At 60.8% G+C, this 15,226-nt stretch carries 14 protein-coding genes; 8 read left to right on the forward strand and 6 right to left on the reverse strand.

All coding sequences use genetic code 11. The features are described from left to right. Positions 1-131 precede the first annotated feature (131 nt). The 4 genes from rpoN to lptC all read right to left on the reverse strand — a co-directional run bounded on the left by rpoN (position 132) and on the right by lptC (position 4,168). Complete coding sequence (gene rpoN, locus WI754_RS07055; protein ID WP_349436985.1) at positions 132-1,706, reverse strand: RNA polymerase factor sigma-54; 1,575 nt, start codon at positions 1,704-1,706, stop codon at positions 132-134. A 394-nt stretch (positions 1,707-2,100) separates the two neighbouring features. Then, positions 2,101-2,910: an LPS export ABC transporter ATP-binding protein gene (gene lptB / locus WI754_RS07060; RefSeq protein ID WP_349436986.1), complete on the reverse strand. Its 810-nt coding sequence runs from the start codon at positions 2,908-2,910 to the stop codon at positions 2,101-2,103. Positions 2,911-2,923: 13 nt separating this feature from the next. Beyond that, positions 2,924-3,484: an LptA/OstA family protein gene (locus WI754_RS07065; protein ID WP_349436987.1), complete on the reverse strand. Its 561-nt coding sequence runs from the start codon at positions 3,482-3,484 to the stop codon at positions 2,924-2,926. Positions 3,485-3,499: 15 nt separating this feature from the next. Continuing rightward, complete coding sequence (gene lptC, locus WI754_RS07070) at positions 3,500-4,168, reverse strand: LPS export ABC transporter periplasmic protein LptC (RefSeq protein WP_349436988.1); 669 nt, start codon at positions 4,166-4,168, stop codon at positions 3,500-3,502. A 201-nt stretch (positions 4,169-4,369) separates the two neighbouring features. Between lptC and sppA the strand changes: the two genes are divergently transcribed. The 3 genes from sppA to WI754_RS07085 all read left to right on the forward strand — a co-directional run bounded on the left by sppA (position 4,370) and on the right by WI754_RS07085 (position 6,233). Further along, positions 4,370-5,329 (forward strand): signal peptide peptidase SppA, encoded by a 960-nt coding sequence (gene sppA / locus WI754_RS07075; protein WP_349436989.1) that lies wholly within the window; start codon positions 4,370-4,372, stop codon positions 5,327-5,329. Between the two features lie 135 nt (positions 5,330-5,464). After that, positions 5,465-5,767 carry an integration host factor subunit beta gene (locus WI754_RS07080; RefSeq protein WP_018323897.1) on the forward strand — a complete coding sequence of 101 codons (303 nt, stop codon included), beginning with the start codon at positions 5,465-5,467 and terminating at the stop codon, positions 5,765-5,767. 121 nt (positions 5,768-5,888) lie between these two features. Then, the gene (locus WI754_RS07085; protein ID WP_349437754.1) at positions 5,889-6,233 is read left to right on the forward strand and encodes a DUF1049 domain-containing protein; all 345 of its coding nucleotides are present in this window, start codon (positions 5,889-5,891) and stop codon (positions 6,231-6,233) included. 3 nt (positions 6,234-6,236) lie between these two features. Here WI754_RS07085 and WI754_RS07090 read toward each other — a convergent pair whose 3' ends face one another. Beyond that, positions 6,237-6,689: a carbon monoxide dehydrogenase subunit G gene (locus WI754_RS07090; RefSeq protein ID WP_349436990.1), complete on the reverse strand. Its 453-nt coding sequence runs from the start codon at positions 6,687-6,689 to the stop codon at positions 6,237-6,239. A 273-nt stretch (positions 6,690-6,962) separates the two neighbouring features. On the opposite strand from WI754_RS07090, the gene WI754_RS07095 reads away from it, so the two are divergent. From WI754_RS07095 to WI754_RS07115, 5 genes are all read left to right on the forward strand, one after another. Then, positions 6,963-7,961, forward strand: coding sequence for a class I SAM-dependent rRNA methyltransferase (locus tag WI754_RS07095; RefSeq protein ID WP_349437755.1), 999 nt, complete (start codon positions 6,963-6,965; stop codon positions 7,959-7,961). Then, the gene (locus tag WI754_RS07100) at positions 7,958-8,818 is read left to right on the forward strand and encodes an RNA methyltransferase (protein ID WP_349436991.1); all 861 of its coding nucleotides are present in this window, start codon (positions 7,958-7,960) and stop codon (positions 8,816-8,818) included. Before WI754_RS07095 ends, WI754_RS07100 begins: the two co-directional genes overlap by 4 nt. Continuing rightward, on the forward strand, positions 8,815-9,306 hold the full coding sequence (gene lspA / locus WI754_RS07105; protein WP_349436993.1) for a signal peptidase II: 492 nt from the start codon (positions 8,815-8,817) through the stop codon (positions 9,304-9,306). The genes WI754_RS07100 and lspA overlap by 4 nt, the downstream gene beginning before the upstream one ends. Before the next feature lie 55 nt (positions 9,307-9,361). Further along, positions 9,362-11,659, forward strand: coding sequence for an ATP-binding protein (locus WI754_RS07110; protein ID WP_349436994.1), 2,298 nt, complete (start codon positions 9,362-9,364; stop codon positions 11,657-11,659). Between the two features lie 93 nt (positions 11,660-11,752). Further along, entirely contained in the window at positions 11,753-12,631 is an 879-nt protein-coding gene (locus tag WI754_RS07115) for a GNAT family N-acetyltransferase (RefSeq protein ID WP_349436996.1), read from the forward strand. Between the two features lie 222 nt (positions 12,632-12,853). Here WI754_RS07115 and WI754_RS07120 read toward each other — a convergent pair whose 3' ends face one another. Beyond that, positions 12,854-15,139 (reverse strand): NADP-dependent malic enzyme, encoded by a 2,286-nt coding sequence (locus tag WI754_RS07120; RefSeq protein WP_349436997.1) that lies wholly within the window; start codon positions 15,137-15,139, stop codon positions 12,854-12,856. Between the last annotated feature and the right edge of the window lie 87 nt (positions 15,140-15,226).

Raw genomic sequence — 15,226 nt, forward strand, 5'->3', positions numbered from 1 at the left:
TCAAACGAAGAGTTAACAAGGTCGGGATTGCGGGCGTCAGTCCTGTTGAATGCTGGGATAACGGGGACAACGTCCGGGACGTGCCTTTGGTGGCACGCACGGAGCCGCCCTGCACTCCGCAAGTCGCCTGGTCAGGCCGAGACCTTGGCCATCGCCCGTTTTTCCCGGCGGCGCTGGACCGAGGAGGGGATGTTCATCGCCTCGCGATATTTCGCCACCGTCCGGCGGGCGATATCGACGCCGCCCTTCTTCAGGATATCGACGATATCGTCGTCTGAAAGCACCGCGTCCGGGCTTTCCAGCAGGATCATGTTGCGGATGCGGTGGCGTACCGATTCCGCCGAGTGCCCGTCTCCACCCTCGGCCGATCCGATCGAGACCGTGAAGAAGTATTTCAGCTCGAACAGGCCGCGCGGCGTCAGCATGTATTTGTTCGACGTGACGCGGCTGACAGTCGATTCATGCATCTTGATGGCGTCGGCGACGGTCTTCAGGTTGAGCGGCCGCAGGTGGTCGACGCCGTTGACGAAGAACGCGTCCTGCTGCCGGACGATCTCTGTCGCCACCTTCATGATCGTCTTGGCGCGCTGGTCGAGGCTGCGAGTCAGCCAGTTGGCCGTCTGCAGGCATTCGGTCAGGAAAGCATGATCGGCGCTGTTCTTCGGCGCGTGGCGGGAAACGGTGGCGTAGTAGGTCTGGTTGACCAGCACCCGCGGCAGCGTATCCGGGTTTAGCTCCACGGCCCAGCTGCCATCCTGCGCCGGACGCACGACGATATCGGGAACGATAGCCTCGGACGGGCTTGCCTCGAAACTGGTACCGGGCTTCGGGTCGAGCTTGCGGATCTCCGCCAGCATGTCGATGAGGTCTTCCTCATCGACGCCGCAGATGCGTTTCAGGCTGGCGAAGTCACGCCGGGCAAGCAGTTCCAGGTGCTGGAGCAGTGCCGCCATGGCGGGGTCGAGCCGGTCGCGCAGGCGCAACTGGATGGCCAGGCACTCGCTCAGGGTTCGAGCGAAAACACCGGGCGGATCGAGCTGCTGCAGGCTGTCGAGCACCCGCGCCACATCGGCCGTCGCGCAGCCCAATCGCTCGGCGATCTCGCTGATATCGGCATGCAGATAACCGGCCTCGTCGAGCTGGTCGATCAGGTGCTGGGCAACCAGCCGGTCGGCTGCGCCGTGCACGCTGAAGGGCACCTGTTCATTGAGGAAATCGCGCAGCGTCACCCGGTTGGCGACGAAATCGTCGAGATCGTAGCCGTCGCTATTTTCGCCCTCGCCGCCGCCCGGCATGGATTTCCACTGGCTGAGCAATTCCGGTGCATCGGCCCGCTGCGGCGTCATGTCGTCGGGAAAGACATTCTCGAAATTGGCGTCGAGCTGCTCGCTCATTCGTTCGCCGGTCACCGACGTCGCGCTGTCGTAGACGTCGCCCAGTGGATCGAAGGTCGCGGTGTCGCCGTTGTCGCGCTCGCTGCGTTCATCGGGCGTGATATGGAGCTCGTCCTTGCCGGCGCGGTCCGTGGCCCCGGAAGCGTCGTCATTCCCTGCGAATTCCAGTAGCGGATTCTTCTCGACTTCCAGTTCGATGAACTGATTCAGCTCGAAATGCGTCATCTGCAGCAGCTGGATGGACTGCATCAGTTGCGGTGTCATTGCCAGGGTCTGGCTTTGACGCAGGAAGAGGCTGGCTGACAGGGCCATGCGGACGCGAAACTCCCCTCAATTCTCCGAGCCGGCGTTCATCTTTTGTGGTGTGAATTCGCCAATTCTTCAACTGGCCCAAAAATTGCTTATTAATGGGGTTTGGTCAAGCACTCATGGGAAATAAGATGAATATCGAGGCGATCGGGCATTTTTCTATGCAATAAGCATGTAAAATGCGCAAAGCTGCAAGGCGAGGCCCCGCCTACGATGCTCCGGGGTGATGTCGTCGGAACCTGCGAAATGGTTGCTGTTGGCATGTTGCGCTGCAGCATCGGCGGGTGAGCGAAATTTGCTCAAAATCCGGCTAATGGTCAAGAGAAATGTCCCGGAAGCGGCAGATTTTCGTCTGCCGCCGCAATTCTCGTTTACCATCGACGAAAGAGAATGTGCCTCAAAGGCTGAAATTGTCGCCGAGATAAAGGCGGCGGACATCCGCATTGGTGACGATGTCGTTGGCGCGCCCATGTGTCAGGACTTCGCCCGCATGGATGATATAGGCGCGATCGATCAGGCCCAGCGTCTCGCGAACATTATGGTCGGTGATCAAAACGCCGATACCGCGCGATGTCAGGTGCCGCACCAGCGCCTGGATATCGGCAACCGAAATCGGATCGACGCCCGCGAAGGGTTCGTCAAGCAGCATGAAGGTCGGGTCGGTCGCCAACGCACGGGCAATTTCCAGGCGGCGTCGTTCGCCACCCGAAAGCGCCACGGCAGGCGACTTGCGCAAGTGGGAGATGTTGAACTCGCCGAGCAGCTCATTGAGCTTGCTCTCGCGCCGGTCGCGGTTCTTGTCGTGAACCTCGAGAACGGCGCGGATATTCTCCTCGACGGTCAGGCCGCGAAAGATCGAGGCTTCCTGCGGCAGGTAGCCGACGCCGAGGCGGGCGCGGCGATACATTGGCATCGTGGTGACGTCGTTGCCGTTGATCTCGATCGAGCCCTCATCGACCGGCACCAGGCCGGTGATCATGTAGAAACAGGTCGTCTTGCCGGCGCCGTTGGGTCCGAGAAGGCCGACAGCTTCCCCACGGCGCACGACCAGCGAGACGCCATTGACGACCCGGCGCCCGCGATAGGCTTTCGTCAAGCCGCGCGCGATCAAGGTGCCTTCGTAGCGCGCCTTGTCGACGACGCGGGCCGGGGCGGCCGCATCGTGCTTGCCGGCCCGCTTGTGTTTGTGAAGGAAGGGGATGTTCACGTCGGCGTCTGCATCAGTTCGTTTTCTGGGACTTCGGGTCGAGCTGAATCTGGACGCGACCGCCACAAGCTTCGAGCTGCGCTTCGCCGGTATCCATCTGGACGTTCAACTGGCAGCCGGTGAAGACGTTCTTGCCTTCCGACAGAACGACCTGCTTGCCCTTCAGCACCAGCGTCTGCGCCGTCAGGTTGAATTCGCCGCTATCGGCGGTCGCCTGCTGCGTGCCCGATTGCAGGAACACTTTCTTGTCGACCTCGATGCGGTCGATATCGGCATTGCCGCTGGAAATCGCGCCGCCGCCTTTTTTGTAATAGACAACCATGTTGCCGGCCTGCAACGTCGTCGTTCCCTGCACGACCTTCACGTTGCCCGTGAAAATAGCCTTGCTTTCAGGGTCTTTGATTTCCAGCTTGTCGCTTTCGATCTGGATTGGCTCGTCGTTGGAAAGTTCGAGCCCCTTTATCTTGCTCTTCGTCTCCTGGGCAGTAGCCGGAGACACCGAGGTGCTGGCGAAAAGGCTTAAGACAATGAATGTTCCGGCAAGCCGAAAGGAAAAGGCGGAAATGGCCGACATATGTGCACCGGTTTTCTAGTTTGCGGTTTTGCGAATGGTTTTGGGGTCGACGACGACCTTCACCATGCCTTCAAATGTAACAATGCGTCCCTTATCCGTCATTCTCAACGACTGTGCAACAATGGAACCGCCGTTCATGCTGATTGCGATCGGCTTCCTGGTTTCCATCTCGCCGGCATTGATGTCGAGGTAGGCCGTCTGGAAATCGGCAACAATGCCATTGTTCATGCTGATGCTGAAAGGCGCGTTCATATTCAAGGTGTTGCCGCCGCGATCGTAGATGCCGCTAGTCGCCTCGACGATGGCGATCAGTGTGTCGTTGACGGGCATCTCCGCATGGATCGTCTCAAGCGTGATGATGTCGGGATTGGCGATGTCCTGCAGCGCGCGCACCGCTTTCATCGAATAGCTGATGTCCTGCTTGTTGCGGCCGGAGATTGCCGGATTCTGCATGACGATCTTGCCATTTTCGATCGTCGCGTTTTCGATCTGCAGGTTTTCCGGCAGGAAGGCACGCACCACTGAGACGGCAACGAAAACCGCGCCGATCAGAACGGCCAACAGCGGCAAGATGATCTTCAGCCGCCTGACCAGCCGGGAATGGCGAGCGGCCACCGTGTAAGCATCGGCGAGGGTCGGCCCCGAATGCGGCAAGGCGCCGGAAAATTGCACTTCATTCAACATGAAATAGCCTGTCGTTCAAAATCATCGCGGCGCAAATGCACAGAGGAGCTGCTGGCCAGCGATGTGAGTGGCCGTGAATATGGAGATTTTTTTGTTCCGCGACAATGGAGGCTCGAATTTTGTTCAAACCGGGTTACAACGTGGCGGTGCTGCGGCGATCGATTGTTCGTTTCTCTGCCGCCCTTGAAGAGGAGGAAAGTCATGGATCAACTCGCTATCGCCGACCGGCGGCAGCTTCGGCGGAAACTCGGTTTCTGGCGACTCGTGTCCATCGCTCTGATACTTTGCGCAGGCATAGCGGCGTATGTCTATTCGAACGCGGGGCAGACGGGAGCTTTCAGCCGACCGCACATCGCGCGGGTTCATATCTCCGGAATCATCCAGGATGACCGCGAACTGCTGGAGCGTCTTGATCGCATCGCCGAAGCCAATGCCGTCAAGGCGCTGGTCGTCACCATTACCTCGCCGGGCGGAACCACCTATGGCGGCGAAGTGCTGTTCAAGGCCATCCGCAAGGTGGCGGCCAAGAAGCCGGTCGTCGCGGATATTCGCACGCTGGCCGCCTCGGCTGGCTACATGATCGCGCTTGCCGGTGACCGCGTCATCGCAGGCGAGACCTCGATCACCGGTTCGATTGGTGTTCTCTTCCAATACCCGCAGATCAAGACCCTGATGGACAAGGTCGGCGTCTCGCTCGAGGAGATCAAATCCTCGCCGCTCAAGGCGGAGCCTTCGCCTTTCCACCCGCCGAGCGACGCGGCCAAGGCGGTGATCCAGGCGATGATCGATGACAGTTTCAACTGGTTCGTGGATCTCGTCGCAGACCGGCGGAAAATGCCACGCGGCGAGGCGCTGCAGCTTGCCGACGGACGCATCTTTACCGGCCGCCAGGCGCTCAAGCTGAAGCTGGTCGACGAACTCGGCGGCGATGAGGAGATCCGCGCCTTTCTGAACGGCCGCAAGGTCGCCAAGGACCTTGAGATTATCGAGTGGATGGCGCCCAGCACGTCCTTGCCGTTCGGGTTGGGATCGGCCGCGGTCGCATGGCTCAAATCCTTGGGATCTGAGGCTTTTCCGCTCCTTGGCAACCTCGAAAAAATGGGTCACGAGAAGTTGTTTCTTGACGGTCTGGTTTCCGTTTGGCAGGTTGGCAGCGATTAAAACACCCGATGACCTCTTGTCTGCCGTTTTTGGAAGGCTTGAAAACGGCTTGGCTTCCTGCACAACAGGTGGACATGGCCATCCGATGGGCATAACACTCTAAGAACAAACGTAAATTCACAAGAGGGGGCGACAGTGATCAAGTCAGAACTGGTGCAGATTGTTGCGGCTCGCAATCCGCACCTCTATCACCGTGATGTCGAAAATATCGTCAACGCAGTTCTCGATGAAATCACAGATGCCCTGGCTGGCGGAAACCGGGTCGAATTGCGCGGTTTCGGTGCATTTTCGGTCAAGAACCGGCCTTCGCGCTCTGGGCGCAACCCGCGCACCGGCGACAGTGTGTTCGTCGAGGAAAAATGGGTTCCCTTCTTCAAGACCGGCAAGGAACTGCGCGAGCGGCTCAATCCCGGTTCCGACGATGAAGATGATGAATGAGCCGTACAGTCCGCTCGATGCGCCTGCATAATTCCTTGGATCGCACCGAATTTAAGGACAAAATTATGCCGCAGATCAAAGTGCCCTTGCGTCGGGCTGGCAGAATGACGGAGACGGAATGATGATGAAGAAGCTGGTGAATATCGTGGTGCTGGTTCCGATCGGCGTCGTCCTGATCGTTCTGTCGGTCGCTAACCGGCAGATGGTTACGCTGGCGCTCAACCCGTTCAACCCGGCCGACAGCGTTCTGTCCGCCTCGGCGCCGTTCTTCGTCTTTCTGTTTCTTGCCGTGATCGTCGGCATGATCCTCGGGTCTCTTGCCACCTGGTTCAGCCAGGGCAAGTATCGCAAGCGGGCGCGCAACGAGGCCGGCGAAGCGCTCAAGTGGCATGCCGAGGCTGAGAAACATCGTACCCGCGCGGAAACCATGGCGTCGCAGACCATGCTTCCCGTTTCATCGAAATAGGCTTCAGGCCTCCGACACGGCGTTGGCGGCGGCGCTGAAATCGGAAAAGAACTTTGTCGCCAGCTTGCTGGCGCTTGAGCCCACCAGCCGCGATCCGAGCTGCGCCAGCTTGCCGCCGATTTCCGCGCTCGCGTCGTAGGCCAATATGGTCTCGTCGCCATATTCGGTGAGCCTCACATCGGCGCGGCCTTTCGCAAGTCCGGCGATACCGCCTGCGCTTTGACCGGAAATCGTATAGCTGATCGGCGCGTTGACGTTCGAAAGCGTAATATTGCCGGAGAAGACCACCGGGATCGGACCGATCTTCACCTTCAGCGACGCCGAAAACTCGGTTGGTGACTTTCGCTCGATCGAATGGCAGCCCGGGATGCACTGCTTGAGGATGTCGGGGTCGTTGAGCGCCGCCCAGACAGCGTCCCGGCGAGCGGCGATGCGCTCTTCCCCCTTCATTTCCATGTTGATTCTCCCTCGTCGCGGTTGTGCTGGTCTATGTAAGACGTGAATCAGCTTTGCCAACAGGAGGAGCAGTGCTATTTGCAGCGCTTAACCGTAGCAGATGACGGACGACCCCGAGTGAAAGACAAAGATCGACGGCCCAAGGGAAAAGCCGGGCAGGCGGTGGCTGCGCGCGGAAAACCGCCAAGCGCCGGCAAACCGTTGGCCCAGAAAACATCGCAGGCATATCCGGCGCGTGGCGATGGCGTTCCTTTCGTTCGCAAAGGCGTAGACATATCGGCCACCCAAAAGGCCGCCGCAAGGACGGCGGTGCCCGAGAGCCAGCCGCCCCGTGCCGAAGTTCGTATCCGCAGCGGCGCAAAGCCGCAGGAGCGCATTCCGGTCATCCTCGAGACAAAGGGCGCGCGTGATTATCACCTGATCGACAGCGGCGACGGTCTGAAGCTCGAGCAGTACGGGCCTTACCGGATCGTGCGGCCCGAGGCGCAGGCGCTGTGGCCGAAGACGCTGCCGTCGCATGTCTGGGACAATGCGGACTCGATCTTCACCGGCGATACCGATGAGGACGGCATGGGCCGCTGGCGGTTTCCGAAGGATGCGCTCGGCGAGACCTGGCCGATGCAGATCCTCGATGCCGAGTTCTATGGCCGCTTCACCGCGTTCCGCCATGTCGGTGTCTTTCCCGAGCAGCTCGCCCACTGGAGCTGGATGAAGGGTGAGATCGAAACGGCGGGACGGCCGCTGAAAGTGCTCAATCTCTTTGGCTACACCGGCGTCGCCTCGCTGATCGCCGCCAAGGCCGGTGCAGAGGTGACCCACGTCGATGCCTCCAAGAAGGCGATCGGCTGGGCGCGGGAAAACCAGGCACTGGGCCGTGCCGAGCATCTGCCGATCCGCTGGATCTGCGAGGATGCAATGAAGTTCATCCAACGCGAGGAGCGTCGGGGCAGCCGCTACGATATCATTCTGACCGACCCGCCGAAATTCGGCCGTGGCCCGAATGGCGAGGTCTGGCAGCTTTTTGACCATCTCGCCTTGATGCTCGACATCTGCCGCGAGATACTGTCGCCGGAGGCGAGGGGCCTCGTGCTCACGGCCTATTCGATCCGCGCGAGCTTCTATTCCATCCACGAACTGATGCGCGAGACGATGCGCGGGCGCGGTGGCGCCGTGGAATCGGGCGAACTTATCTTGAGGGAAGGCGGGCTTGACGGCAATGAACCGGGCCGGGCGCTTTCCACCTCCCTTTTCAGCCGATGGGTGCCGAAATGAACTATGACCACAGGGACCACGGCCCCCGCCGCGTCGGCCAGGTAAAGGAAGTCACCAGCCTTGCCAATCCGATCATCAAGGACATCAAGGCGCTGTCCCACAAGAAGGACCGCGACGAGACCCATTCCTTCATCGCCGAGGGGCTGAAGCTTGTCATCGACGCGCTCGATCTCGGCTGGACCATCAAGACGCTTGTCTACGCCAAGGCGGCCAAGGGCAAGGCGCAGGTCGAGCAGGTGGCGCTGAAGACGGTATCGACCGGCGGTCTGGTGCTGGAAGTCAGCGAAAAGGTGCTGTCGGCCATCACCCGCCGTGACAATCCGCAGATGGTCGTCGGCGTCTTCGAGCAGCGCTATGCGAGCCTGAAGGATATCAGGCCGGAACTCGGCGAGACCTATGTGGCGCTCGATCGCGTCCGCGATCCCGGCAATCTCGGCACCATCATCCGCACCGCCGACGCGGCAGGCGCATCCGGCGTCATCCTGATCGGCGAAACCACGGATCCCTTCTCCTTGGAAACGGTGCGGGCGACCATGGGCTCGGTCTTTGCCATGCCGGTCATCCGCGCCAACGTCGCCGATTTCGTCAAATGGCAGAAGGCTGCCGGCGTTCAGGTCGTTGCCACGCATCTCGCGGGCGCCGTCGATTACCGCACCATCGATTACCGCAAGAAGCCGGTCGTTCTCTTGATGGGCAACGAGCAGGCGGGCCTGCCGGACGAGTTAGCAAAGGAGGCGACCGCACTTGCGCGTATTCCGCAGCAGGGCCGCGCCGATTCGCTCAATCTGGCGATCGCCACCGGCATCATGCTGTTCGAGGCGCGCCGCCATCTCCTGATACTGGACGCCAAGGCATGACGCATCGTCCGGCTTTGTTTTCCCGTCCGCTGCCCATCGCGGTCCTCATCGTCGTCGCGGTCCTGCTCGACCAGGCGATCAAGGCTGCGGTCGAGCTCTGGCTTCCCTATGGGCAGGACGTGGCCGTGCTGCCGTTCCTCGCGCTGCACCGCGTCTATAACTACGGCGTTGCCTTTTCGCTGTTCTCGGGCGTCGAGCGCTGGTTCATCATTGGTCTCCGGGTCGTCGTTGTTGCCTTCGTCATCTGGCTCTGGCGAAAGACACCGGATAGCCGTTACTTCACGCATCTCGGCTATGCGCTGATCATCGCCGGCGCCATCGGCAATCTCATTGATGGCCTGCTGCTTGGTTACGTTATCGACTATGTGCTGTTTCATCTGCCGACATGGTCGTTTGCCGTGTTCAATCTCGCTGACAGCTTCATTACGATTGGCGCCGGCGCGATCGTCCTTGACGAGATCCTGCATATGAAAAAGCAGGACGCCTAAAATTTTAAAGACCGGTTGAAGCCAATCAAAACGCTTGCCGTGCTAGGCAGGCGTCATGAGCGACCTGCCAAACCTCAAGAAGCGGATTGCAGCCGAGTTCAGCGCGCCGGGCCGCACGCTGGGGCAGAACGGCGCGTCCCATTCCGCGGCGGATGACGATCCCCTGCCGCCGGACGCCTGCTTTTATGTGCCCAAGGAAAAATTTCCGGCGCTGAAGCCGGCATTAGCCGCTACGGGCCTCCTTTGCTCTGCCGCCATTCTGGGTGCCGGCATCGACGCAGGCTTTTACCTGCTGTCTGCGGGCCTTGCCGGCGCCGGCGTCACGGGTGCCGCTCTGCTGCTCAGGGATTGGTATCGTTCCGTCGCGCGCCCCGCTGCAGCCCATGGCCGTGCCCGGGAAGAAAGGGCGAAGGACAAACGGTGGGAGCGTAGCGAGACATCGCAGCTTCTCTCCACCATCCATGACGCACTCGGCGACATCGCCATCATCCGCGAGCCGGGCGGCAAGATCGTCCAGGCCAATACCGTCTTTTGCCGCTTGACGGGTTGGCATAAGCCGGAGGGCATGACGTGCGAGGCGCTCGGCATCGACTTCGAACCGGCGGCCGGCCCCAATCACTACAGCGTGCGGGTTGTTACCGATTCCGGCGTGAAGCTGTTCGATTGGCATGACGTCATCGCCCGCGAGCCGGCGAGCGGCGTGTTCATGCTGCACAGCATCGCCCGCGACGTTACCGAGGAAAGCCGGGTTGCCCGTGAACGCGAGGAAGCACGCCGCAAGGCCGAGATCGCCAGCCAGGCGAAGTCGCGGCTGCTCGCAATGGTCAGCCATGAAATCCGCACGCCGCTGTCCGGCATTCTCGGCATGAGCGACCTGATCAGCCAGACGCGGCTGACCAGCGAGCAGAAAAACTATCTCGCCGGCATGTCCCAGTCCGGCCATGCGTTGGTGCAACTGGTTGATGATCTGCTCGATTTCTCCTCGATCGAGGCTGGCCGCTTTGAGCTTCGCCCGACGCCGGAGCCGCTGCGCGAGACGATCGAAAGCGTCGTCGAGATGCTGTCGCACCGGGCGCATGAAAAGGGCATCGAAATCGGCGCCACCGTCACCGCGGACGTGCCGGGCCTGATGGATTTCGACACGGCCCGCCTGCGCCAGGTTCTGTTCAATGTCGTCGGCAACGCCGTCAAGTTCACGCACACCGGCGGTGTTCTCGTCAGTACTTCGGTCGAGCGCGAGACCATTGTCATCCGAATCGATGACAGCGGCCCGGGCATGACGCCACAGGAGCAGGCCCGTGTCTTCGACGAGTTCGAGCAGGCGGGAGGCAATGCCCAGCGTTCCGGCGGTTCCGGTCTCGGTTTGGCGATCTCGCGGCGCATCATGGAAGAATTCGGCGGCTCTCTGACGGTCTCCAGTGTTCCAGGCAAAGGCAGCACCTTCGAAATCCGCTTTCCCGCCCTCGGCTGCGATCTCAGTGCCGCCGCGTGCGCCAGGAAAGGCGTTCTTTCCGGCTCGCGGGTGCTGGTGATGGCGCCTGCCGGCCCTGTTTCCAAGGCGTTGGCTTCGACAATCAGAACTCTTGGCGGCTTCTGCGAATGCGTCGAGACATTGGAAGAGGCGCAGGCAGTCGCCGTTGATGCGCTTTCGGCGGCAACATTGCTGACGGACATCATCGTCGATCACCGGCATGCCGCGCAGTTCCGGCAGCTCTTGGCGGGGATGCCAAGCCTTGAGCAGCAGAAGCTGCGCAAGACCTATCTCGTCAATCCGGAAGAACGCAACGGTCGGCCGATCAACCAGATGGACGGCTATCATGCATGGCTCATTCGGCCGCTGCGGGAAAAGTCATTGGTCGCGGTCCTGCGGGGCCGCATGAAGGGAATGGAAGTGCGCGACGCCATCAACGACAACCGGCCGGTGCTGCGGGACGTTCCAGCCTTGCGCGAAAAGCCGGTCGAAGGCGGCGTGCTTCTGGCGGAAGACGATCCGGTCAACGCCTTTATGGTCCGCGCGGTTCTGGAGCGCGCCGGTCACTCCGTGCGCGTCGTCGGGGATTTCGAAGCGCTCGCTGTCGCCCTGTTTGATGCGCCGGCGGCGATCCGCATCGCCCCGGAACTGATCATCACCGATCTCAACATGCCCGGCGGCGACGGACTTTCGATGCTGAAACGGGTTCGCGAGGAGGAGCGCCAGTCCGGAAGGAGGGCCGTTCCGGTGATCGTGCTCACCTCCGATACAGAGGTCGGTACCCGTGAGAAATTACTGGCCGCCGGGGCGAGCGCGGTCCTTTCGAAGCCTGCCGACCCGAAGGCGCTGACCGCGGAAATCGGCCGATTGCTCGATCAATGATGGCCGGTCTTTGCTTGTAGCTCCAATGTCACTATCCTGTCGCAGAAACGTGGTTTAAGCCAGGCAGGATTGTAGAGACCAGGATGACGCGCAATGACAATCGAACCTTTGGATCTGGTGATCGTGGCTGACCAGCCGCAGACCCGTGTCCGGGGCGTCAGTGCCCCAGCATCGGATGTGCTCGGCCGTATTGGAAATCTCGAAACACGTCTTGCCCGCAATGCGTCGGAAATCGATGCCGCTCAGTCCGTGCGCTACAAGGTCTTCGTCGAAGAAATGAAGGCGCAGATCCCGCAGGATGCCGACCGCCGCAAGCGCGATGCTGATGCGTGGGACCTCGTCTGCGATCATCTGCTGGTGCTCGACACGTCGATCGAGGGCGATCCGGAAGACCAGATCGTCGGCACCTATCGGCTGCTTCGCCAGGATGTTGCAGCCAGGACGGGCGGCTTCTACTCGGCTTCCGAATTTTCCGTCGGTTCCCTGCTGGAACGCCACCCCGACAAGAAGTTCATGGAACTTGGCCGGTCCTGCGTCCTGCCGGAATATCGCACCAAGCGCACCGTCGAACTTCTATGGCAGGGCAACTGGGCCTATGCGCTGAAATACGGTGTCGATGCGATGTTCGGTTGCGGTTCCTTTCCCGGTGTCATTCCGGAAGAGCACGCACTGGCGCTCTCCTTCCTGCATCACAACATGGTGGTGCGGGAGGAATGGGACGTCTCGGCTCGTCCGGAACTGTTCCGCACCATGGATCTGATGCCGGCAGAAGCGATCAACATGCGCAAGGCGCTCGCCGCCCTGCCGCCGCTGATCAAGGGCTACATGCGCCTCGGCGCCATGGTCGGCAAGGGTGCTGTCGTCGATCATGCCTTCCGCACGACGGACGTGCTGATCGTCCTGCCGATCACCAATATCTCCGGCCGTTACCTCAACTATTACGGGGCTGATGCTGGCCGGTTCGCCAGTTGATCGAAAAATTCTTCGCGGTCGCAAAATAATCTTGACGCAGTGCAGCATTCTTGAATACAGTTTGCTTGTGAGTGGCAGCTTTTTGATCAGACCTCCCAGTGTTGCGTAACAAGTATTCAGCAGGCTCGTCCTGAGTATTTTGATCAAGATCGACATATCGCATGAAAAAGCCCGCTCCGGTTTCCCGAGCGGGCTTTTTTCGTTTGTCGGTTTTTACTGCGATCAGCTGCCGGCGTTGTGTGCGGCAAGTGCCGCCATGTTGACAATGTCGGAATCCTTGGCGGCCATCGAAACGATCTGAACCGATTTGTCGAGGCCGACGAGCAGCGGCCCGATGACGGTCGATCCACCCAGTTCCTGCAGCATCTTCGTTGAGATCGAAGCGGAGTGGAATGCCGGCATGACGAGCACGTTGGCGGTACCGGAGAGGCGGCAGAACGGATACTGCTCCATCACCCGGGCGTTGAGCGCCACGTCCGCACCCATTTCGCCATCATATTCGAAATCGACGCGACGCTTGTCGAGGATGTTGACGGCCTCGCGGACCCGCTCCGAACGCTCGCCGGAGGGGTGGCCGAAGGTCGAATAGGCAAGCATCGCCACGCGCGGGAAATAGCCGAGCCGGCGGGCGAGACCCGCCGCTTCTTCTGCGATATCGGCGAGTTCTTCTGCCGAGGGCATATCATGTACGGCGGTATCGGCAACCAGCACGGTGCGGCCGCGGCAGAGCGCCAGCGACACGCCGATGACGCGGTGTCCCGGTTTCGGATCGATGCAGCGGCGCACGTCCTCCAGCGCGGTGGAATAGTTGCGGGTAATGCCCGTCACCATGCCGTCGGCGTCGCCGAGCGCCACCATGCAGGCGGCGAAGTGGTTGCGGTCGTTGTTGATCAGGCGCTGGGCATCGCGGAACAGGTAGCCCTTCCGCTGCAGGCGGGCGTAGAGATAGTCCGTATAGGCGCCGGTGCGTTTGGAAATGCGCGCATTGACGATCTGGATGCCCGGCCGGTCGAGGTCGATGCCCTCGCGTTCGGCCATATCCCGCATCTGCTCTTCACGGCCGAGAAGCAGAGCCGTGCCGAGTTCCTGGTTCACATAGGCGAGTGCCGAGCGCATCATCTGAACCTCTTCGCCTTCGGCAAAGACGATCCGCTTCGGCTGACGGCGGACGCGCTCATAGATTCGCTGCAGCGTCGAGGCGATCGGATCGCGGCGAGCCGAAAGCTGACGGCCATAGGCGGCCAGATCCGGAATAGCCTTTCGGGCAACGCCGCTCTCCATGGCGGCCTTTGCCACCGCGACTGGAATGGACGAGATAAGGCGCGGATCGAAGGGTACGGGAATGATGTATTGCGGGCCGAAACGCGGCCGGTTGCCCTGATAGGCCGCCGCCACGTCATCCGGGACGTCTTCCTTGGCAAGGTTTGCTAAGGCCTCGGCCGCCGCAATCTTCATGGCTTCGTTGATGGTCGAGGCATGGACGTCGAGCGCACCGCGGAACATGTAGGGAAAGCACAGCACATTGTTGACTTGGTTCGGATAGTCGGATCGGCCGGTGGCCATGATCGCGTCGTCGCGAATGGCAGACACCTCCTCCGGCGTGATTTCCGGATCAGGATTGGCCATGGCGAAGATGATCGGCTTCGCCGCCATGGAGCGGATCATCGCCTCCGAGAAGGCACCCTTTTGCGAGAGGCCGAGCACCACATCCGCGCCGTCCATCGCCTCTTCGAGCGTACGCCGGTCGGTGTTGACCGCATGCGCGGACTTCCATTGGTTCATGCCTTCGGTGCGGCCCTGATAAATGACGCCCTTCGTGTCGCACATGATGATGTTTTCGGGTGCAAAACCCATCGACTTGATGAGCTCGACGCAGGCAATGGCCGCCGCACCTGCGCCGTTGCACACCAGCCGTGTGGTCTTGAGATCGCGGTCTGTCAGCTGTAGCGCGTTGATGAGGCCTGCGGTTGCGATGATCGCCGTGCCGTGCTGGTCGTCATGGAAGACGGGGATATCCATGATCTCGCGCAGTTTCTGCTCGATGATGAAGCATTCCGGCGCCTTGATGTCCTCCAGATTGATACCTCCGAAGGAGGGGCCGAGGAACCGCACGCAATTGATGAATTCGTCGGCGTCTTCCGTATCGACTTCGAGGTCGATCGAATCAACGTCGGCGAAGCGCTTGAACAGGACCGACTTCCCTTCCATCACCGGCTTTGAAGCCAGTGCGCCGAGATTGCCGAGGCCGAGAATGGCGGTGCCGTTGGAAATGACGGCCACCATGTTGCCTCGGGTCGTGTAGTCATAGGCGGTTGCGGGATCCGCCGCGATCGCTTTCACCGGAACCGCGACACCAGGCGAATAGGCAAGCGACAGGTCGCGCTGTGTCGCCATGGGCTTGGTTGGAGAAATTTCGAGCTTGCCCGGCCTTCCCTGGGAGTGGAAGTCGAGCGCTTCCTGGTCCGTTACGCTGGTCGTGCTGCGACTGCTCTTGTCGTTTGCCGGCATGGGTCCTCCAACCTTTTGTGGGCGACGGCGCTAAAGCGCCGCTTTGTTGTTGTCTTCTATAAACGCGCATGGATAGTGTGGCACCAC

The sequence above is a fragment of the Pararhizobium sp. A13 genome (assembly GCF_040126305.1).
Taxonomy (GTDB): Bacteria; Pseudomonadota; Alphaproteobacteria; order Rhizobiales; family Rhizobiaceae; genus Pararhizobium.